The following is a 19927-nucleotide window of genomic DNA, read 5'->3' on the forward strand; positions in this document are numbered from 1 at the left end:
CTTTTAGTCCTGTCAAGTACTAAACTGCGCTCATGTCGGCTCCCACTCCTGCCCGCGGTCGACCGCCCGGACTGACCGGCACCGCGCTCCTCGCCGAGGCGCGCGCGGTGTTCCTGCAGCGCGGCTACGCCGCCACGACGATGAGCGAGGTCGCCGCGCGGGCGCGCATCTCGAAGAGTTCGCTCTACCGGGATCACCCGTCGAAGTCCGCGCTCTATCGCGCCGTCGTCACCGACTGGGCGGCGGCCGGCCGCGACGCGATGCGGCCCGCCCTCGACCGGCTCGCGCGGTCTCGCAACCTGGAGCAGGGCCTCGTCGAACTCGGCGACGCGCTCCTCCGCGGCGTGCTCTCGCCGCCCGTCGTCGCGATGCGTCGCCTCGTCATCAACGAGGCGGCAGAACAACCCGAGGTCGCGGCGAGGTATCTCGAAGAGAGCTGGCAGCGCAACATCACCGCCCTCGCGGAGACGTTCGACGAGCTGCGCCGAGCCGGCGAGCTCACCGTCGACGACCCGACCGCGGCGGCCGAGGAGTTCACCTGGCTCATCGTCGGCGCCCCGCTGAACGCCGCGCTGCTCGGCGTCGATGCCGCACCTGCGGCCGATGCCTCGTCGAGGGCCGTGGCGCTGTTCCTCGCACGGTACGGCGGTCGAAGCTGAGTACGGGTTGCACCCGGTCCGGCGAGCCGATCAGGATTCGAGAAGCGCCGCCGTGCTCGATTCCGTAGCGTGAAGGCAGATCGAGAACAGACATTGCGAATCGAGAAGGAGCACTCCCGTGGCTACGAAGACCGAAGGCCTGTCCGCCGACGAACGCGCCGCCGTCAAGCAGCGCGCCGCAGAACTGCGGGCCGAGGCGAAGGCCGGCAAGACCCGCGAGGCCGGCGAGACCCGCGAGGCCGGCGAGAAGGCCATCCGCGAGGCGATCGACGCACTGCCCGACGACGACCGGGCCATCGCCGAGGGCATCGACCGCATCGTGAAGGAGGTCGCTCCGCACCTGGTGCCGAAGACCTGGTACGGCTTCCCGTCGTACGCCGACGCGAACGGCAAGATCGTCGTCTTCTTCAAGCCCGCGTCGAAGTTCGAATCGCGATACGCGACGCTCGGCTTCGAGGAGGCCGCCCAGCTCGACGACGGCGACATCTGGGTGACGTCGTTCGCACTGCTCGCCCTCACGCCCGAGACCGAGAAGCGCGTCGCCGAGCACATCCGCAAGGCCGCCGGCTGAGCGGTCGCCCCGTCAACACGACGGGGCACGCGCGCGAGCTACACCTGCACCATGTCGGCGAAGCGCGAGAAGTGCCCGTGGAACGCGACCGTGATCGTTCGGGTCGGACCGTTGCGGTGCTTGGCCACGATCAGGTCGGCCTCGCCGGCACGGGGGCTGTCGCGCTCGTACGCGGCCTCGCGGTGCAGCAGGATGACCATGTCGGCGTCCTGCTCGATCGAGCCCGACTCGCGCAGGTCGCTGATGGCGGGCATCTTGTCGGCGCGCTGCTCGGGGCCACGGTTCAGCTGCGACAGTGCGATGACCGGTACCTGCAGCTCTTTCGCGAGCAGCTTCAGCGCACGCGAGAACTCCGACACCTCTTGCTGGCGGCTCTCGACGCGCTTGCCGCTCGTCATGAGCTGCAGGTAGTCGATGACCACCATCTTGAGGCCGACGCGCTGCTTGAGCCGGCGGCACTTCGCGCGGATCTCGACGAGCGTCATGTTGGGGGAGTCGTCGATGTAGAGCGGCGCGTCGTTGATGCGCCCGCGGGTCGAGGCGATGGTCGTCCAGTCGCGCGAGTCGACGGTGCCCTTGCGCATGTTCTGCAGCGGCACGGATGCCTCGGCCGAGAGCAGGCGCATCGCGATCTCGCTCTTGCCCATCTCGAGGGAGAAGAACACGGCGGGCAGGTCGTTCGTGATCGCGGCCGCGCGCGCGAAGTCGAGGGCGAGCGTCGACTTGCCCATCGCGGGACGCGCGGCGACGATGATCATCTGCCCGGGGTGGAAGCCGTTGGTCAGGTCGTCGAGGTCGGCGAACCCGGTCGGAACACCGACCATCTTGCCGTCGGTGTGCTTCGCGGCCTCGATCTCGTCGATGGCGACGCCGATCGCGTCGGACAGGGGCACGTAGTCTTCGGTCTCGACCGAGCCCGTCACCGAGTAGATCTCGGCCTGGGCGTTGTTGACGAGGTCGACGACCTCGCCCTCGCCCTGGTACCCCATCTGCACGATGCGCGTGCCGGCCTCGACGAGGCGGCGCAGCAGTGCCCGCTCGGCGACGATCGATGCGTAGAAGCCGGCGTTCGCCGCGGTCGGCACGAGGCTCGTGAGCGTGTGCAGGTACTCGACGCCGCCGGCGCGCTGCAGGTCGCCGGTCTTCGTGAGCTCGTCGGTGACGGCGATGACGTCGGTCGGCTCGCCGTGCGAGTACAGGGTCAGCAGGGCGTTGAAGATGACCTCGTGCTTCGGCACGTAGAAGTCGACGCCGCGAATGGTCTCGATGACGTCGGCGACCGCGTCTTTCGAGAGCATCATTCCGCCGAGCGCGCTCTGCTCGGCGAGCAGGTCGTGCGGCGGAACGCGTTCGCCGCGGGGAGCACCTTCGTCGACCGGTTCGGCGAGTCCGATGTGCGCGATCGACAACTCCATGACCTCCGATTCAGACCCCTGTGGCGGGCGTGCGACCCGCGCCCGTGATTCAGTCTCGCCGGAGCCGCCGACATGCCTGCCGGCGGTGCTCTCGGACCTCGGGGGGACTCACTGATCGAGGGACGCTGCTTCACGATATGGAAGCCTCGTCCACAGCACAAGCCAGCCTGTGGATAACTCTGGGGACAATCTGGGCGAAACGCCGATCAACATGTGCACTCCACCTGTGGACAACTGTGGAAATCTTGTGAATTACACGAGTTGAATTCTGGATTCATCAGGGATTCTCGGATTCCACACCTGTGGGGGAAAACTTCTTGGAAAGATCTCCACACCCCGTTCTCCACCTGTGCACAACCATCACAGGAAACCCGCAAGTGGGGTTGCGGGCGACGGCCCCGCGGGTGTAGAAAACGCGGCTTCGCGGAGCGCCGGGGGACCGCTCCCACGGGGGACGGATCCGTACCCCGATCGGGCACCTGCGACCGGGGTACGGCGCGGGTGGCGGCATCCCGAACATGACGAAGCGGCGGCCGGGAGCCGAAGCCCCCGACCGCCGCTCGCGATCGTGTGCGAAGTTACTTCGCGGCGACCACCTGGAGGGTGATCGTGGCGGTGAGCTCGTCGTGCAGACGAACCGTCGCCTCGTGGTCGCCGACCGACTTGATCGGCGACGGGATCTGGATCTTGCGCTTGTCGACCGAGCCGAGGCCGGCGGCCTCGACCGCAGCCGCGACATCCGAGGTCTTGACCGAGCCGAACAGGCGGCCGCCGAGGCCGGCCTTGACGGCCAGCTTGACCTTGCCCTCTTCGAGCTTGGCCTTGAGGGCCTGCGCGTCCTCGAGCGAGTGCAGCTCGCGAGCGGCACGGGCCGCCTTGATCTGCTCGACCTGCTTCTCGCCACCGCGGGTCCACGGCGTGGCGAAGCCCTGGGGAACCAGGTAGTTGCGCGCGTAGCCGTTCTTGACCTCGACGACGTCGCCGGCCGTACCGAGGCCGGAGACCTCGTGCGTGAGAATAACCTTTGCCATTGTCGTGCTCCTTAGCGGCCGGAGCCCGAGTAGGGCAGGAGGGCCATCTCGCGCGCGTTCTTCACGGCGCGGGCGATGAGGCGCTGCTCCTGCACGGAGACACCGGTGATGCGACGGGCACGGATCTTGCCGCGCTCCGAGATGAACTTGCGAAGGGTGGCGACATCCTTGTAGTCGATGACGCCGACCTTGATGGACTTCGCGGGGGCGGCGTTCTTCGCGCCCTTGCCGCCGCGAGGCTTGCGGCGGTCGCCGCTGCTCTTTCCAGCCATTTCTGATCCTGTCTAGGTGTTGCGGGTGTCGGTGCGCGGCCCGGCCGCGACACTCACCCGCGTGAGTATTAGAAGGGCGTCTCGTCGCCGTAGTTGGTGCCGGGGGTGTTCCACACGTCGCCGCCGCCCTGCTGGGCGGGCGCCGAGGGAGCCCACGCGTCGTCGGACTGGCCGCCCCCGAAGGAGCCGCCGCCGACCGCACCGCGGTTCGACTGCGCACGAGTGACCTGGGCGGTCGCGTACCGGAGCGAGGGGCCGATCTCGTCGACCTCCAGCTCGATGGTGGTGCGCTTCTCGCCTTCCTTCGTCTCGTAGGAACGCTGCTTGAGACGCCCGGAAGCGATGACCCGCGAACCCTTGGTGAGCGATCCGGCGACGTGCTCGGCGAATTCACGCCAGCAGCTCGCGCGCAGGAACAGCGCTTCACCGTCCTTCCACTCGTTCGCCTGACGGTCGAACGTACGGGGAGTGGAGGCGATGGTGAAGTTGGCAACCGCCAGCCCGTTCTGCGTGTAGCGCAGCTCGGGATCTGCAGTGAGGTTGCCCACCACGGTGATGATGGTCTCGCCGGCCATGGGGACTAGGCGTCCTTCTTCGCAGCGGCGGCGGCCTTCTTGGCGGCCTTCGCCTCCTGCGCCTTGGCGTGCGCGGCGACCTGGGCGATCGCCTCTTCGGCGCGGAGCACCTTCGTGCGCATGACGGCCTCGCTGAGGTTCAGCTGGCGGTCGAGCTCGTTGGTGGTCGCCGACTCGGCGGTGAAGTCGACGACGGCGTAGATGCCCTCGGACTTCTTGTTGATCTCGTAAGCCAGGCGACGACGTCCCCAGATGTCGACCTTGTCGACGGTGCCGCCATCGTTACGGATGACGTTGAGGAACTTGTCAAGGCTGGGAGCAACGGTGCGCTCGTCGATCTCGGGATCGAGGATGACCATCAGCTCGTACTGGTGCATGACTAACCCACCTCCTTCGGACTCAGCGGCTACAGGATCTCTGCAGCAGGAGGGTTGTGCATACGTCGCACCGAGGAGGCCTCGCAATCGAGGCGCACGGGCAACCTGTCCATGGTAACGGATGCCTCGCGCCCGCGCCATTCGGCCGCCGGCGCCGCGCTCCCGCTCCCGCTCCCGCTCCCGCTCCCGCTCCCGCGAGTGTTTCCGCTCCCGCTCCCGCTCCCGCGAGTGTTTCCGTTTCGACCGAGTGCCGTCGCGAGCTCGATACATCTCGGTCGAAACGGAAACACTCGCCGCATACGGGTTGGTGCTCATCTCCGACCGCGAACAGGGCGCAACCCCGCGCGGCGGAGCTCGGCGTCGAGCAGCGGGGGCCGTAATGCCGCAACCCAGTCCCAGCGGGCTCCGAGGGGACGGTGGTGACGCACGCGGTTCTCCCGCTCCTTCTCGAGCAGCACGGCCTCGGCCGTCGTACGCCCGTTCAGGTACTCGGGCCGAAGGTACTTGCCGAGTCCGTCGAACTCCCCGAACACCCCGAACTCCGGCCAGTCGAAATCGACGATGTCGCGGCCGCGGCCATCGCGTGGGAACGCGACCTGCAACTCAGGTGCGGGGTACCCGAGCAGGTGCATGTTCGCGCGGCTGATCGATTCGCCCGGCGATCCCGACCGGCCGTCGCCGAACTCCACGACGGCGCGCGCCGATCGGACCCCGCGCCTCCCCGAAAGCGCTTCGACGGCCCCGAACAGCTCCTCGCGCGAGACGCCGACGAGCGACCGATGCTGGGGATGCCGTGACCCCGCATCGAGCGCGACGTCGACGACTGCGACCGCCGCGGCGAACGGCAGCGACCGCACGAGGTCGATGACGGTTCGTCGGAAGCTCGTCACCCGGAACCCGCTGTGCTCGACGATCTCGTCATCGGCGACGGGTTCGTGGTGCCAGACGACGCCGTTCTTGGTGCGAACACCCGAGCGCGCCGGTGCGACGAGATGAACGGAGTCGCGATGGGGTCCGATGATCGGGAGGCCCCACACCACTCCGGCCGACACGTTGCAGAGCACCGCGTCGATTCGCCGTGTCTCGAGCACCGCCCTGAGCCTCAGCAGGTGACGCTCGTCATGGCCCGCCGAAGCCCACGCCTCCGAGCTCACGAAGACCCCGCGGCGAAGGCGAGTGAGTTCTCGGGAGCTTGCCCGCGGGTCGCGCCCTTCGAGCGCCAGCGCCCGCGTCGTGATGAGGTCGGTCGCGCGCCTGCCCGTCGAGTCCACGCGGCAACGCTGGCACGCAGCGCGCCCGTTTCCCGCGGTGGGTCAGATCCCGTGGATCATCCCGCCGAGACATCCCCTGTGGAGGACGAGTGGGACGTCTGCTCGCCCGCCCCCGGCTGTTGCCGTTCCGGCCGAGCGTTGCCGATCGCTCGGCCACGCTCGGTCGAAACGGTCACAGTCGTCGCGCAGGGCGCTGGGCGCGCCGGCGCGAGCAGGGCGCAGGGCGCCGGGCGCCGGGCGCGCGCCGGGCGCACTAGGCGCCGCGCGCCGCCCACCAGGCGAGCAGGCGCTCGCGCGCGGCATCCTCGCCGATCGGTCCCTCGTCGAGGCGCACGTCGAGCAGGTACTTGTAGGCCTCGCCGACGACGGGGCCAGGCCTGATGCCGAGCGCGGCCATGATCTGCTGCCCGTCGAGCTCGGGGCGCACGGCGGCGAGCTCCTCTTCCTCGGCGAGCCTCGCGATGCGCTCCTCGAGGTCGTCGTAGGCGAACGCGAGCTGGTCGGCCTTGCGGCGGTTGCGCGTCGTCACGTCGGCGCGCGAGAGGATGTGCAGCCGTTCGAGCTGGTCGGCGGTGCCGGCGTCGCGCACGTAGCGGCGCACGGCCGAGTCCGACCACGAGGCATCCGCATAGCCGAAGAATCGCAGGTGCAGCTCGACGAGCCGGGCGACGGCGGCCACGGTGTCGTTGTCGTACCGCAGGGCCCGCAGCCGCTTCTTCACGAGCTTCGCGCCGACCACGTCGTGGTGGTGGAAGCTCACCGCTCCGCCCGACTCGTAACGCCGGGTCGCGGGCTTGCCGACGTCGTGCAGCAGCGCGGCGAGCCGCACCACGAGGTCGGGGGAGTCGAGCACGCCGCGCTCGATCTCGTAGTCGATCGCCTGATCGAGCACGGTCAGGCTGTGCTCGTAGACGTCCTTGTGGCGGTGGTGCTCGTCGCGCTCGAGGCGCAGGGCGGGCACCTCGGGCAGGACCCGTTCGGCGATGCCGGTGTCGACGAGCAGGCGGATGCCTCGGGCCGGCGACCTCGTCGAAAGCAGCTTCGACAGCTCGTCGCGGACGCGTTCGGCCGAGATGCGGTCGATCTCGGGCGCGAGCGCCGACATCGCGGCGAGCGTGCCGGCCTCGACCTCGAACTCGAGCTGGGCGGCGAAGCGAGCGGCCCGCATCATGCGCAGCGGGTCGTCGCCGAACGACTGCTCGGGCGGCGACGGCGTGCGCAGCACCCCGGCGAGCAGGTCCTCGATGCCGCCCGACGGGTCGACGAGCTCGAGCTGCGGCAGCCGAAGCGCCATGGAGTTGACCGTGAAGTCGCGCCGGGTGAGGTCGCCCTCGAGCGAGTCCCCGAAGACCACCTCGGGCTTGCGCGACGCCCCGTCGTACGAGTCGGCGCGGTAGGTGGTGATCTCGACGGTCTCGCCCGCGATGCGCGCGCCGATGGTGCCGAACTGGCGGCCGATGTCCCAGTGCGCGTCGGCGATGGGCTTCACGATTGCGAGGATCTCGTCGGGATTCGCGTCGGTCGTGAAGTCGAGGTCGTTCGTCGACCGGCCGAGGAACGCGTCGCGCACGGGACCGCCGACGAGGGCGAGTTCGCGCCCGGCCGCCGCGAAGGCCTCGGCGAGGGGAGCGACGGTCGGCGAAGCCGCCTGCTCGGCCAGACGGTCGAGGGCTGCCGCGACACTCTGCATGCCCCCTATGTTAAGCGGGCGCGGCGAACCGCCCCGGCGACCCCCGATTCCGAGCGGACGCCCGGCGCCCGACCCGTAGAATCGCCTGCATGGCAGCCGACTCGACCCCTGCGCGCGCGCGCGGCGATCGGCATTCCCGCGAATCGGCGGGGGCTGCGATGCCCGAGAGCGGCAACCCCATCTCGAAGCGGCGCGGCGCGGCGATCTGCATCGCGGCCGCGGCCATCGCGGCCGTCGCGGCGCCGTTCGGTGCCCTCGCCGCCTCAGGCGCAGCCTCCTCGGCGACCGGGTCCTCGGTCGCGGGGCAGGCCGAGACCAGCTCGGCGGGCGCGGGCGTCGCCGCACAGGTCGCCTCGGCCGACGAAGCAGGCGTCCGGCTGCACATCGCGCCAGCGACGTCGACGACGATCGATCCGCGCGCACCCCTGACCGTGCAGGTCGAGATCGACAACGCGACCGCCGAGGAGCTGGCGCGCGGCACGGTCGTGCTGACCCGCGCCGAGGCGCCGATCGACGACGCCGACGAGCTCGACGCCTGGCTCGGCACGGGCGAGGCTCAGGCCGGCTCGGTGCAGCTCGGCTCGACCGAGTCGCGCGCGACGGCGGCCGGCGCGTCGTCGATGGTCTCGTTCACGGTGCCCTCGAGCGCGCTCGGCGACCTCGGCGCACCGGTCATCGGGCTGGGTGTCTCGCTCGTCGTCGACGGCTCGACGGTCGCGACGGGTTCCGACGCCTTCGCGACTCCCGCCGGCACCGCCGGGCCGAAGACGACCGTCTCGTTCATCTATCCGCTCACGGTGCCCGAGCAGACCACTGGCATGATCGACGCCGCGACGCTCGAGGAGTGGACGGCGCCGCTCGGCCTCCTCGACCGCCAGCTCGACGCGGTCGCCGACAAGCCGGTCGCGATCGGCATCGACCCCCGCATCATCGCCTCGATCCGTGCGCTCGGCAGTTCAGCACCCGAGTCGGCGACGGCCTGGCTGGAGCGGCTCGGCGCCGTCACCAACGAGATATTCCCGCTCGCGTATGCCGACGCCGACGTCGCGCTGCAGGCGCAGCTGGGTCTGACGACGATGCTGGAGCCGACCAGCTTCAGCGATGTGCTCGACCCGGCCGACTTCGCGACACCGGTCGCGCCGGAACCCGGCGGCGACGGCAGCGAGGGCGACGGCAGCGGCGGCGGCAGCGACGGCGGCGACGGCCAGGCGCCGGTCGACGAGCCGACCCCGTCGACCGACGCCACGGTGCCCGCCACGGTCGCACCGACGCCCGGTGCGACCGAGACGCCCGCCGAGTCGCCCAGCCCCACGCCCGCCGAGTCGCCCAGCCCCACGCCCACCGAGACCGCCCCGGCCCCCGGTGAGCTCCCGACGACCGAGGCACTGCTCGCCTGGCCGTACACCCGCAACGACCTCGCCTGGCCGGCTGACGACACCGTCGCAGCCGGCGACCTCGAGCACCTCGACGCCGCAGGACTCACGACGGCCATCCTCGCCCCGGGCAACGTCGCACCGGCAGCGACCCGGGTCTCGGCGACCGCCTCGATCGACGGTTCGACCGCCCTCGTCGCCGATGGGCGGCTCAACGCCCCGCTGCGCGAGGCGTCGGAGGCCGAGAGCGAGACCGAGTGGCGCTCGGCGACGGGCAACCTGCTCGCGGAGTTCGCCATCGCACCGTCGACCGGTCAGCCGGCGCTGCTCGCGACGTTCGATCGCGACGCGGGCGAGCACTCGGTCCGCATCGCGGCGACGCTCGACCAGCTCACCAGGGACCCCGCCGTGCAGCCGACGGGCCTGGCGGGTGCGATCGGCGCACCGCCGGTCGCGCGCGTGCTCGTCGACGAGCCCGAGGATGCGCAGCGCGTGGCGACGACCCAGCGCATGCTCGATCTCGAGGCCGAGACCGGCGAGTTCGCAACCGTGCTCGACGACCCGCGCCTGCTCACCGGCCCCGTGCGTCGCGACCTGCTGGCCCTGCTCGACGTCGCGTGGCTGGCCGATCCCACGGCGTGGGACGCCGCCGCCGCGCAATGGCTCGCCGACCGTCGGGCGACGCTCGCGGGCGTCTCGGTGGTGCCCTCGTCGAGCGTCAACATCTTCGCGCGCGAGACGCCGCTGCCGATCACGGTGCTGAACGCCCTGCCGTATCCGGTCACCGTCGTCGTGTCGGCCGATCCCTCGAACGGCCGCCTGGTCGTCGAGGAGAGCGTCACCGAGACGATCCCCGCCGAGTCGCGCAGCACGGTCAACGTGCCGATCGCGGCCGGCGTCGGCCGCGGCGAGGTGACGATCGCGATCTCGCTCGCCTCGCCCACCGGCGTCGCGATCGGACGCACGGTCTTCATCAGCGGCAACGTGCAGGCCGACTGGGAGGGTCTCGGCGCCGTCATCCTCGCCACCGCGGTCGTGCTCTTCTTCGGCTTCGGCATCTGGCGCAACATCCGGCGTCGCCGCAAGCAGCGGGCCGCGGAGGCGGCTGACGCGGCAGTGGCGCCGACACCGGTCGAGCCGGTTATCGACGACGCGCCGGTGGCCGGCGACGGCACGGATGCCCCGGCCGATACCGCCACGAACGACGACGAGCCCGACCCGTCGGAGCATGCCGACCCCGACCCCACCCCCGACCAGGAGGACCCGAAGCGTGACTGACGACCGAATCGGCCGCGCGAGTCTCTTCCTCGCCTCGGGAACGCTCGTCTCGCGCATCCTCGGATTCGTCAAGGCGATCGTGCTCGCGGGCACGATCGGCGTCGTCGGCTCCGTCAGCGCCGACGCGTTCGCCGTCGCCAACGGACTGCCGAACACCGTCTACGTGATCGTCGCGGGCGGTGTGCTGAGTGCGGTGCTCGTGCCGCAGATCGTCCGGGCCTCGGCGCACGCCGACGGGGGCAGCGGCTACATCAACAAGCTCCTCACCCTGGCCATGGTGATCCTGCTCGGCGCCACGATCGTCGCGACGGCACTCGCCCCGCTGCTCACCACGCTCTACGCCGGCACCAACGAGACGATGCTGCCCCTCGCGATCGCCTTCGCCTGGTGGTGCATGCCGCAGATCTTCTTCTACGGCCTCTACACGCTGCTGGGCGAGGTGCTGAACGCACGGCGCAGCTTCGGCCCGTTCACCTGGGTCCCGGTGCTGAACAACATCGTCGCCATCGCCGGCCTCCTCGTCTTCGGGCTCGTGTTCGGCTTCGACCCCGACGGACAGCGCGAGGTCGCCGACTGGACCGGCGGCATGGTCGCCCTCCTGGCCGGGTCGGCGACCCTCGGCATCGCCGTGCAGGCGCTCGTGCTGTTCTGGTTCTGGCGTCGGGTCGGCCTGCGCTTCCGCCCCGACTTCGCCTGGCGCGGCGCGGGCCTCCGCACCGCGGGCAAGCTCGCCGGCTGGACCTTCGGCATGCTCCTGCTCACGACGTTCGCCGGCATCGTGCAGTCCCGGGTGCTCTCCATCGCGTCGGGCTACGGCGCCTCGGTCGCGGCCGTCGACACCGCGTGGCTCGTGTTCATGCTGCCGCACTCGGTCATCACGGTCTCGATCGCGACCGCCTACTTCACGCGCATGAGCGAGCACGCCGCGCGCGACGACCTCGGCGAGGTGCGCTCCGACCTCTCGAGCGCGATCCGCGGCGTCCTGGTCATCCTCATGCTCGCGGCGGCGGGGCTCATGGTCGTCGCCTACCCGTTCGGCGCGGTGTTCCAGACCGGCCTCGCCGCGGCATCCGCGATCGGCAACATCCTCATCGCCTTCGCCCTCGGGCTCGTGCCCTTCAGCCTGCTGTTCGTCGTGCAGCGCACGTTCTACGCGCTCAACGACACCAAGACCCCCTTCTTCTTCACGCTGTTCCAGGTGGTCGTGTTCACGATCGCCGCGTTCGCCTGCCTCGCCCTGCCGCTCGCCTGGATCGGCGTCGGCGTCGCGCTCGCGACCACGGTGGCGGTCATCGCGCAGTTCACCCTGGCGACGCTGCTGCTGCGCCGTCGGCTGTCGCGCCTCGACGGCCGGCGCATCGGCGTGGCGCTCCTGCGCTCGCTGCTCGCACTCGTCCTCCCGGTCATCGCGGGCCTCGCGCTGCTCGTCGCACTCGGCGGAACCACCGAAGGCGGTTTCGCCGTCTCCGGACGGCTCGGTGCGATCGTCTCGATGGTCGTCATCGGCGTCGTGATGTCCGCACTCTACTTCGGCGGCCTCTGGCTCCTGCGCTCGCCCGAGTTCCGCGGGTTCGCGGAGCCGGCCCTCGCCCGCCTCCGCCGCCGCTGAGCGGCCCCCGCTTCCGCGACGCCGAGCGACGCTCCGCGGCATCCCGTCATGAAGGCGGTGCGAACAGGCCGGCGGAATACCCGCCGCCTAGACTGTGTTGACCATGGCGTGACATCCGGATGCCTCGGATGCCACTTGCACGAGAGGGAGCACCCGTTGCGCGACATCATCATCATCGGTTCGGGCCCGGCCGGGTTCACCGCCGCGATCTACGCGGCCCGCGCGCAGCTGAAACCCCTGCTCATCGCGAGCTCCGTCGAGATCGGCGGCGAGCTCATGAACACGACCGAGGTCGAGAACTACCCGGGCTTCCCCGAGGGCATCATGGGCCCCGACCTGATGACGGCGTTCCAGCAGCAGGCCGAGCGCTTCGGCACCGAGGTCGTGTACGACGACGTCGTCGAGCTCGAGCTCGAAGGGCCCGTCAAGCGCGTCAAGCTCGGCAACGGCGGCGTCGAAGAGGCGCGCACGATCATCTACGCCACGGGCTCGGCGTACCGCAAGCTCGGCCTGCCCGAAGAAGACGTGCTCTCCGGCCACGGCCTGTCGTGGTGCGCGACGTGCGACGGCTTCTTCTTCCGCCAGAAGACGATCGCGGTCGTCGGCGGCGGCGACTCGGCCATGGAGGAGGCGACGTTCCTCACCCGCTTCGCCGACAAGGTCTACGTGATCCACCGCCGCGATTCGCTCAAGGCGTCGAAGATCATGCAGCAGCGCGCCTTCGACAACGAGAAGATCGAGTTCGTCTGGAACGCCGAGGTCGCCCGCCTGCTCGGTGAAACCGCCGTGACCGGTGTGACCCTGCGCGACACCGAGACCGGCGCGGAGCGCGACCTTCCGCTCGACGGCCTGTTCGTCGCGATCGGCAACGACCCCCGCACGCACCTCGTGCACGGCAAGCTCGACCTGACCCCCGAGGGCACCGTCGCGGTCGCCGGACGCAGCTCCAAGACCAGCATCGAGGGCGTGTTCGCCGCCGGCGACGTCATCGACCCGCACTACCGCCAGGCGATCACCGCCGCCGGTTCGGGTGCGGCCGCCGCGCTCGACGCCGAGCACTACCTCGCCTCGATCGGCAACGAGAACGCGGCCGAGGCCGTGCTCGAGAGCGAGTTCGCCGTCGTCGACTGACACGAGGCATTCCAGCGACACCGGATCATCCGGTTTCACGACGTTTCAACCAAGGAGAACGCAATGAGCGCACGCGCTGTGACCGAGGACACCTTCGAGCAGGAGGTCCTCAAGAACGACAAGCCGGTGATCGTCGACTTCTGGGCCGAGTGGTGCGGACCGTGCCGCGCGGTGAGCCCGATCCTCGACCAGATCGCCACCGAGCACGCCGACAAGATCGACATCGTCAAGCTCAACGTCGACGAGCACCCGAGCCTCGCCATGAAGTACCAGATCACCGCGATCCCCGCGTTCAAGGTGTTCAAGGGCGGAGAGGTCGTGCAGAGCTTCGTGGGCGCCAAGCCCAAGCCCGCCCTCGAGGCCGACCTCGCCGCCTACATCTCGTAGTCGGCGGTCGCCTCGTTCGCAAGACCCGTCCGGCTCCCAGCCGGGCGGGTTTTTCGTCGCCTCGGGGATGTCTCGTGGCGCGCGCCCGCCCGGCCGCGTCACACTTCCGGCCCCCGTCATGACGCCGGTTCACCGGCAACTAGCATTGAACTCCCGAGCAGAACGGATATCGCAGTGACCTCTGACGGCGTCCCCCAGCGGACCGGCAACAATCTCGACCCCTGGTACGCGAACTACGCCGAGCGAGCCGCCGGGTTCGCCGCCTCAGAAGTCCGAGCCCTCTTCGCCGTCGCCTCCCGGCCCGAGGTCGTGTCGCTCGCCGGCGGCATGCCGTTCGTCTCGGCCCTGCCGCAAGACCTCATCACCACGTCGATGGAGAAGGTCATGCGCGAGCAGGGCCCCGTCGCCCTGCAGTACGGCGGGGGCGCAGGCATCCCCGCGCTCCGCGAGCAGATCCTCGACGTCATGGCGCTCGAGGGCATCGGGGCAACCGTCGACGACGTGGTCACCTCGACCGGCTCGCAGCAGGCGCTCGACTTCGTCGCGAAGCTGTTCCTCGACCCCGGCGACGTCGTGCTCGCCGAGGCCCCGTCGTACGTCGGGGCGATGGGCGTGTTCCGCTCGTACCAGGCGTCGGTCGTGCACGTCGCGATGGATGAGCACGGCCTCATCCCCGAGGCGCTGCGCCAGACGATCGCGCACCTGCGCGGGCAGGGCCGGCGCATCAAGTTCCTGTACACGATCCCGAACTTCCACAACCCCGCCGGCGTCACGCTCTCTGCGTCGCGCCGTCCCGAGATCCTCGAGATCTGCCGCGCGAACGAGATCCTCATCCTCGAGGACAACCCCTACGGGCTGCTCCACTTCGACGAGCCGGCACCGAACGCGCTGCGATCGCTCGATCCCGACGGCGTCATCTACCTGGGTTCGTTCTCCAAGACGCTCGCGCCGGGCTTCCGCGTCGGCTGGGCACTCGCTCCGCACGCGATCCGCGAGAAGCTCATCCTCGCCGCCGAGTCGGCAGTGCTCTCGCCGTCGTCGTTCAGCCAGCTCGTCGTCTCCGAGTACCTGGCCACGGCCGACTGGCGCGCGCAGATCGACACGTTCCGCGGCGTCTACCGCGAACGCAAAGACGCGATGATCGAGGCGCTGGGGGAGTACCTTCCGCAACTGTCGTGGACGAACCCGAACGGCGGGTTCTACGTCTGGGTCACGATGCCCGACATGCTCGACTCGAAGCAGATGCTGCCGCGCGCCGTGAAGGAACTGGTCGCGTATACGCCCGGAACGGCATTCTTCGCCGACGGCCGAGGCCGGCACGCGATGCGGCTCTCGTTCTGCTACCCGACCCCCGACGCGATCCGCCTCGGCATCCGCCGTCTCGCGACCGTCGTCAACGGCGAGCTCGACCTGCTCGACACGTTCGCCGGCACCGGCACCCTGCAGCTGCCGCCGACCCCCGGCGTCGAGCAGGCGCCGCCCTCCGACCTCAAGTAGTTCAGCAAGCATCCACCGCCTGTCGGCTCGAGCACTGGAGAAATACCCGATCATGAGCGAATTCGCCGGTCTGAACGTCGTCGTCCTCGCGGGCGGCATCTCGCACGAGCGCGACGTCTCGCTGCGCTCGGGTCGCCGAGTCGCCGACGCGCTCACGGCGGCAGGCCACCGTGTGGTGCTGCGCGACCCCGACGCCGGGCTGCTTCCCCACCTCGCCGCCGAGCGACCCGATGTCGTATTCCCGGCTCTGCATGGGTCGAGCGGCGAAGACGGTTCGCTGCTCGAGTTGCTCGCCGCGATCGGGGTTCCGACCGTCGGCTCGAGCGGCGCGGCGGCACGTCGCGCCTGGTCGAAGCCGATCGCGAGTTCCCTCGTCGCCGACGCCGGCCTCGCGGTACCCGAGTCGATCGTGCTCTCGCACGAGGCGTTCCGCGAGCTCGGGGCGGCCAGCGTGCTGAAGGTCGTGCGCGAGAAGCTCGAGGGAGATCTCGTCGTGAAGCCCGCGTCCGGTGGATCGGCCCAGGGCGTCTCGATCGTGGACCATGCCGACGGACTCGCCCGGGCGATGGTCGAGGCGTTCACGTACGACGATGTCGCCGTCGTCGAACGTCGCATCATCGGCACCGAGATCGCGGTCACCGTCGTCGACGCCGGCGACGGCCCGAGCACGCTTCCCGCCGTCGAGATCGAGCCGACCGCGGGCGTCTACGGATTCGACGCTCGCTACAACGCGGGGGAGACCACGTTCTACGCACCGTCGCGGTTGGGTGACGCAGAACTCGCGACCGCAGCCGCCGCGGCGATCACCGCGCACTCGACGCTCGGCCTGCGCGATCTCTCGAGGGTCGACTTCATCGTGGATGCCTCGGGCACGCCGTGGTTCCTCGAGGCGAACGTGCTGCCCGGGCTGACCGAGACGTCGCTCGTGCCGCTCGCGATCGAGGCGTCGGGTTCGACGGCGTCCGAGCTGTACAGCCGACTCGTGCTGGCTGCCCACGCTCGGTAGACCGACGACCGAGGGCCCGCGTCGAACGAGCGGGCCCTCGAAATCGGGTGATTTCAGTTCGTCAGGAGCGATTCTCCCGACGATTCGCGATCAGACGCCTTCGAGTTCCTCGCCGAGCTCCGTGAGGATGCGCCGAAGGTCTTGAACGGTGGCGAAATCAATGCTGATCTGGCCTTTTCGCGCCCCGAGGGCGATCTTGACGCGCGTGTTCAGGCGATCTCCCATTCGCGTCGCCAGGTCGTCGAGGAAGTCCTGCCGCTTGCCGGCCGACGGCTTGGTGCGAGCAGCCGACTTCGGCTCCTTCGAGGCGATCGACTCGGCCGCGCGCACCGAGAGCTCCTCGTTGACGATCTTGTCGGCGAATCGCTGCATCTCCTCGCTGTCACCGACCGAGAGGATCGCGCGCGCGTGACCCGCGCTCAGCACGCCCGCGGCGACGCGAACCTGCACCGGCTCGGGCAGCTTGAGCAGACGGAGGGTGTTCGAGATCTGGGGTCGCGATCGTCCGATTCGGTTCGCGAGCTCCTCCTGCGTGATGCCGAAGTCGGCGAGCAGCTGCTGGTAGGCGGATGCCTCTTCGAGCGGGTTGAGCTGCGACCGGTGCAGGTTCTCGAGCAGCGCATCGCGCAGCATGTCCTCGTTCGCCGTGTCCTTGATGACGGCGGGAATGGTGTCGAGCCCGGCGGCCTTCGTCGCCCGCAGTCGACGCTCACCCATGACGAGTTCGTACTTGCCGTCCTGGTCGGGGTGGGGGCGTACGACGATCGGCTGCAGCACACCGAACTCGCGCACGCTGTGCACCAGCTCGGCGAGGTCCTCGGGGTCGAAGACGCTGCGGGGCTGCACCGCGTTGGGCACGATGTCGTTCGGGTCGAGTCGGGCGAGTCGGGCGCCCGGCACCGCGATGAGGTCTTCGGCGGCCGCGGCCTGCTCGACCGCCGCGACCGCGGTTGCCGGCGTCGAGTCCGCGTCGGGGAAGAAGACGTCGACGGGTCGATTCGCTCGCGAGGAGTCGTCGACCGTGGGGATGAGTGCGCCGATTCCTCGGCCGAGTCCGGTTCGCTTGCTTGCCATCAGTTCGACTCCTCGGCTTTCGCAGCGCCGCGTCGGGCGATCTCGGCCGCTGCCTCTCGATACGACAGCGATCCGCTCGACCCGTAGTCGTAGCTGATCACGCTCTGTCCATAGCTGGGTGCCTCAGAGACACGCACGGATCGCGGAATGATCGTGTCGAGCGTCTGGGCGGGGAAGTGCTCGCGAACCTCCTGCGCCACCTGCTGCGCGAGGTTCGTGCGGGAGTCGTACATCGTGAGCAGGATCGTCGAGAGTCGCAGCTCGGGGTTCAAGTGCTTCTCGATGAGCTCGATGTTGCTGAGCAGCTGCGAGAGGCCCTCGAGGGCGTAGTACTCGCACTGGATCGGGATGAGCACCTCGCGGGCGGCGACGAACGCATTGATCGTGAGGAGGCCGAGTGACGGCGGGCAGTCGATGAAGACGTAGTGGTACGGCTCGTCCATCGAGGCAAGGTGCGCGTCGAGCGCCCGCCGCAGCCGCTGCTCGCGCGCGACGAGCGAGACGAGTTCGATCTCGGCGCCCGCCAGGTGGATGGTCGCCGGCACGCAGTCGAGAGCCTCGTGCTCGGTCGACGGTTGGATGACCTCCGCGAGCGCGAGGTCGGAGACGAGCACCTCGTACACGCTCTTCTGCTCGGAGCGATGGTCGACCCCGAGCGCCGTCGACGCGTTGCCCTGGGGATCGAGGTCGATGACGAGCACCCGAGCACCGGAGCGGGCGAGCGCGGCGGCGAGGTTGACCGCAGTGGTGGTCTTGCCGACGCCGCCTTTCTGGTTCGAGATCGTCAGCACGCGAGTCTTCGCCGGCTTGGGCAGCACGGCCTCCTCGAGCGCGATGCGCCGGCGTGTTTCGTCGGCAAGTTCGTAAGCCAGGGGAGTTCCTCCGTGATCGAGCGACGTTTCACGTGAAACATCGGGGGTGGTGTTCGTCTGCGAGGCGGGCTCGGCCACGCCCGATACGGATGCTCGGGCGGTGTCGGTTGCCTCGGTCGATGGCCGCGGTGACGAGGGCGCAGGCCCATCGTATTCAGCAGTCGACGGCTCGTGAGGCAGCGACGCCTCGGGTGCGTGAACCGCCTCGGGTGCATGCGGGGGCTGCGGTACGGCCGGCTGAGCAGCGGCGCTCGGAGGAATCGCACCGGAATCCGAGGGCATGCCTTCGGATGTCGCCGAGGCGTCGAGCGCACCGCTCACATCGGCTTCGGGCGCCGCGGACGCGGGGAGATCCACTGCCGCAGGGAGAGTGGCCGGCTCGAACTCGGTCGAGGTCGGGATCGCTTCCGGTGCTGCGATCGTCGGTGCGGCCTGGTCGACGGAGGCGACCGGTGACGCCTCCGAATCGCGTTCCGCGGCCGGGGCGGGCGCGGGCGGGGCGGGCGCGGACGGGGCGGGCGCGGCCGGGGCCGGGGCCGGGGCCGGGGCCGAGGCCGAGGCCGAGGCCGAGGCCGGGGCCGAGGCCGATCGATCATCGATCTTCACCGCCGGTTGCAGTGCGGTCGCCGTGTCGACCGCAGCATCGCCGACGATCTCGCGGATCAGGTCTTCGAGCAGGCGATCGGGACCGTGGTCGACCTCGAGCGGGTGCGGGACAGGGGCGACGACGCGTTCGGCCTCGTCGGTGAGCGCGGCTGCGGTTGCGGCATCCCAGTCGAATGCTCCCGTCGCGGCGGCACCGGCCGACGATGGCGTGGCGGCGAGCCCAGCGGCGTTCGCTTCGATCGGCGGATCGGTGACCGGCGGCGCAGGCACGCCGATCGGTGCGTCGCCGGCCGCAGTCTGCGTCGGCTTCGGATCGGAACTGACGGGCGCGGTCGCCACCTCGGGCTGCTGCTCAACCGGCGCCTCGACCGGCGCCTCGACCTGTGGTTCGCTCTGCTGGGAGCGTCGACGATGGAACCATCCTCGTCCCCCACCAGGCGTCATACCGTCGTCTCCCAACCACTGCCATCCGTCGGGTGACAATGCACCACGACCCGAGAGACAAGCTTAACCGTCGGCGCCGACGAGCGCCCGCTTGAATCGGGTTCTCGGACCGGTTCGATCGTGCGGCTGCCATGTTTCACGTGAAACACGAACGTCAACAGCTGCCGGCACGCGGGCTGCGGGATGGGGAGCCGCCTCGTCGCCGGCGAGCTCGGCGGTCCGCTCCGACGTGTTTCACGTGAAACGAAACGATGGCGACCTTCAGGACATCCTTTCCCAGGTGTTCGGCCAAGCGCGCTTTCCGCTTCCGACGTTGCCGCATTCGAGCCTGGTTGCTCGGGTCACTCGCCCTTCCGGTGGAATGTGCGTCGTGGACCGCTTCGCACGTCGGGCACTCGAGTCGCAGGGGTGTGGCGACGTGGTGGCAGCGGGGCTGTCAGCTTGGGCGAGTCTGATCGGCACTCGACGGCGTACGGAGGGTTTCACGTGAAACATCCGTCGCGGTCGACCAGCTCGCCGCAACTGGAGATGGCGAGCGTGCCCCGACCTGGCCCCGCACGACGAGGGCCGGTGGCATCTCGCTACGCCGCCCTTGGCGTTTCACGTGAAACGCCAACGGCCCGATCTTCGGGAGTGACGGAGGTGCGTTTGTCGCGTGGTTCCGCGGGGGACTGCGCGGGGCGTCTGCGTGACAGACTCGGTCGCGCCGCTGCCAGAGCGAGCCGATCCCCTCAGGCAGCTGTGTCCGGTAACGCGGGCCGCGTGATCGCAGATCGGCCGGCCGCGTTC

General features: G+C 69.8%; 17 protein-coding genes. 8 read left to right on the forward strand and 9 right to left on the reverse strand.

The annotated features are described in order from the left end of the window. The first annotated feature begins 32 nt into the window (after positions 1-32). Together AC3RJ6_RS00925 and AC3RJ6_RS00930 are read left to right on the forward strand one after the other, a co-directional pair. Positions 33-659, forward strand: coding sequence for a TetR/AcrR family transcriptional regulator (locus tag AC3RJ6_RS00925; protein ID WP_491424978.1), 627 nt, complete (start codon positions 33-35; stop codon positions 657-659). Between the two features lie 118 nt (positions 660-777). Then, positions 778-1230: a hypothetical protein gene (locus AC3RJ6_RS00930; protein ID WP_491424979.1), complete on the forward strand. Its 453-nt coding sequence runs from the start codon at positions 778-780 to the stop codon at positions 1228-1230. Positions 1231-1268: 38 nt separating this feature from the next. On the opposite strand, the gene dnaB is transcribed toward AC3RJ6_RS00930, so the two are convergent. The 7 genes from dnaB to AC3RJ6_RS00965 all read right to left on the reverse strand — a co-directional run bounded on the left by dnaB (position 1269) and on the right by AC3RJ6_RS00965 (position 7861). Continuing rightward, complete coding sequence (dnaB, locus tag AC3RJ6_RS00935) at positions 1269-2639, reverse strand: replicative DNA helicase (protein ID WP_491426200.1); 1371 nt, start codon at positions 2637-2639, stop codon at positions 1269-1271. Between the two features lie 584 nt (positions 2640-3223). Continuing rightward, positions 3224-3676 carry a 50S ribosomal protein L9 gene (gene rplI / locus AC3RJ6_RS00940; protein ID WP_491424980.1) on the reverse strand — a complete coding sequence of 151 codons (453 nt, stop codon included), beginning with the start codon at positions 3674-3676 and terminating at the stop codon, positions 3224-3226. Positions 3677-3687: 11 nt separating this feature from the next. Further along, positions 3688-3948 carry a 30S ribosomal protein S18 gene (gene rpsR, locus AC3RJ6_RS00945; protein ID WP_231429260.1) on the reverse strand — a complete coding sequence of 87 codons (261 nt, stop codon included), beginning with the start codon at positions 3946-3948 and terminating at the stop codon, positions 3688-3690. Positions 3949-4016: 68 nt separating this feature from the next. Next, positions 4017-4523 (reverse strand): single-stranded DNA-binding protein, encoded by a 507-nt coding sequence (locus AC3RJ6_RS00950; protein WP_491424981.1) that lies wholly within the window; start codon positions 4521-4523, stop codon positions 4017-4019. Between the two features lie 5 nt (positions 4524-4528). After that, a complete protein-coding gene (gene rpsF / locus AC3RJ6_RS00955; RefSeq protein WP_244856132.1) occupies positions 4529-4900 on the reverse strand; it encodes a 30S ribosomal protein S6 in 372 nt (123 codons plus the stop codon). A gap of 311 nt (positions 4901-5211) precedes the next feature. After that, positions 5212-5991, reverse strand: coding sequence for a hypothetical protein (locus AC3RJ6_RS00960; protein WP_491424982.1), 780 nt, complete (start codon positions 5989-5991; stop codon positions 5212-5214). A 433-nt stretch (positions 5992-6424) separates the two neighbouring features. Further along, positions 6425-7861 (reverse strand): CCA tRNA nucleotidyltransferase, encoded by a 1437-nt coding sequence (locus AC3RJ6_RS00965; protein ID WP_491424983.1) that lies wholly within the window; start codon positions 7859-7861, stop codon positions 6425-6427. Positions 7862-7950: 89 nt separating this feature from the next. Here AC3RJ6_RS00965 and AC3RJ6_RS00970 point away from each other — a divergent pair, with 89 nt between their 5' ends. The 6 genes from AC3RJ6_RS00970 to AC3RJ6_RS00995 all read left to right on the forward strand — a co-directional run bounded on the left by AC3RJ6_RS00970 (position 7951) and on the right by AC3RJ6_RS00995 (position 16142). Next, entirely contained in the window at positions 7951-10512 is a 2562-nt protein-coding gene (locus AC3RJ6_RS00970; RefSeq protein ID WP_491424984.1) for a DUF6049 family protein, read from the forward strand. After that, on the forward strand, positions 10505-12121 hold the full coding sequence (murJ, locus tag AC3RJ6_RS00975; protein ID WP_491424985.1) for a murein biosynthesis integral membrane protein MurJ: 1617 nt from the start codon (positions 10505-10507) through the stop codon (positions 12119-12121). Before AC3RJ6_RS00970 ends, murJ begins: the two co-directional genes overlap by 8 nt. A 156-nt stretch (positions 12122-12277) precedes the next feature. Continuing rightward, entirely contained in the window at positions 12278-13252 is a 975-nt protein-coding gene (gene trxB, locus AC3RJ6_RS00980) for a thioredoxin-disulfide reductase (RefSeq protein WP_491424986.1), read from the forward strand. Between the two features lie 63 nt (positions 13253-13315). Next, positions 13316-13639 carry a thioredoxin gene (trxA, locus tag AC3RJ6_RS00985; RefSeq protein ID WP_491424987.1) on the forward strand — a complete coding sequence of 108 codons (324 nt, stop codon included), beginning with the start codon at positions 13316-13318 and terminating at the stop codon, positions 13637-13639. A 174-nt stretch (positions 13640-13813) separates the two neighbouring features. After that, positions 13814-15136, forward strand: coding sequence for an aminotransferase-like domain-containing protein (locus AC3RJ6_RS00990; protein ID WP_491424989.1), 1323 nt, complete (start codon positions 13814-13816; stop codon positions 15134-15136). Positions 15137-15188: 52 nt separating this feature from the next. Then, on the forward strand, positions 15189-16142 hold the full coding sequence (locus AC3RJ6_RS00995; RefSeq protein WP_491424990.1) for a D-alanine--D-alanine ligase family protein: 954 nt from the start codon (positions 15189-15191) through the stop codon (positions 16140-16142). A 90-nt stretch (positions 16143-16232) separates the two neighbouring features. Here AC3RJ6_RS00995 and AC3RJ6_RS01000 read toward each other — a convergent pair whose 3' ends face one another. Continuing rightward, the gene (locus tag AC3RJ6_RS01000) at positions 16233-17216 is read right to left on the reverse strand and encodes a ParB/RepB/Spo0J family partition protein (protein ID WP_491424991.1); all 984 of its coding nucleotides are present in this window, start codon (positions 17214-17216) and stop codon (positions 16233-16235) included. Continuing rightward, positions 17216-18088 (reverse strand): ParA family protein, encoded by an 873-nt coding sequence (locus AC3RJ6_RS01005; RefSeq protein ID WP_491426201.1) that lies wholly within the window; start codon positions 18086-18088, stop codon positions 17216-17218. Before AC3RJ6_RS01005 ends, AC3RJ6_RS01000 begins: the two co-directional genes overlap by 1 nt. Positions 18089-19927 lie beyond the last annotated feature (1839 nt).

It is taken from the genome of Agromyces cucurbitae (assembly GCF_058349945.1).

What these genes read in the sequence shown, in the direction of transcription:
- AC3RJ6_RS00925 (WP_491424978.1), top strand. Translation starts at nt 33, where the DNA reads ATGTCGGCTCCCACTCCTGCCCGCGGTCGACCGCCCGGACTGACCGGC.
- rplI (WP_491424980.1), bottom strand. Translation starts at nt 3,676, where the DNA reads ATGGCAAAGGTTATTCTCACGCACGAGGTCTCCGGCCTCGGTACGGCC.
- AC3RJ6_RS00965 (WP_491424983.1), bottom strand. Translation starts at nt 7,861, where the DNA reads ATGCAGAGTGTCGCGGCAGCCCTCGACCGTCTGGCCGAGCAGGCGGCT.
- trxA (WP_491424987.1), top strand. Translation starts at nt 13,316, where the DNA reads ATGAGCGCACGCGCTGTGACCGAGGACACCTTCGAGCAGGAGGTCCTC.
- AC3RJ6_RS00950 (WP_491424981.1), bottom strand. Translation starts at nt 4,523, where the DNA reads ATGGCCGGCGAGACCATCATCACCGTGGTGGGCAACCTCACTGCAGAT.
- rpsR (WP_231429260.1), bottom strand. Translation starts at nt 3,948, where the DNA reads ATGGCTGGAAAGAGCAGCGGCGACCGCCGCAAGCCTCGCGGCGGCAAG.
- AC3RJ6_RS00970 (WP_491424984.1), top strand. Translation starts at nt 7,951, where the DNA reads ATGGCAGCCGACTCGACCCCTGCGCGCGCGCGCGGCGATCGGCATTCC.
- AC3RJ6_RS01000 (WP_491424991.1), bottom strand. Translation starts at nt 17,216, where the DNA reads ATGGCAAGCAAGCGAACCGGACTCGGCCGAGGAATCGGCGCACTCATC.
- AC3RJ6_RS00995 (WP_491424990.1), top strand. Translation starts at nt 15,189, where the DNA reads ATGAGCGAATTCGCCGGTCTGAACGTCGTCGTCCTCGCGGGCGGCATC.
- rpsF (WP_244856132.1), bottom strand. Translation starts at nt 4,900, where the DNA reads ATGCACCAGTACGAGCTGATGGTCATCCTCGATCCCGAGATCGACGAG.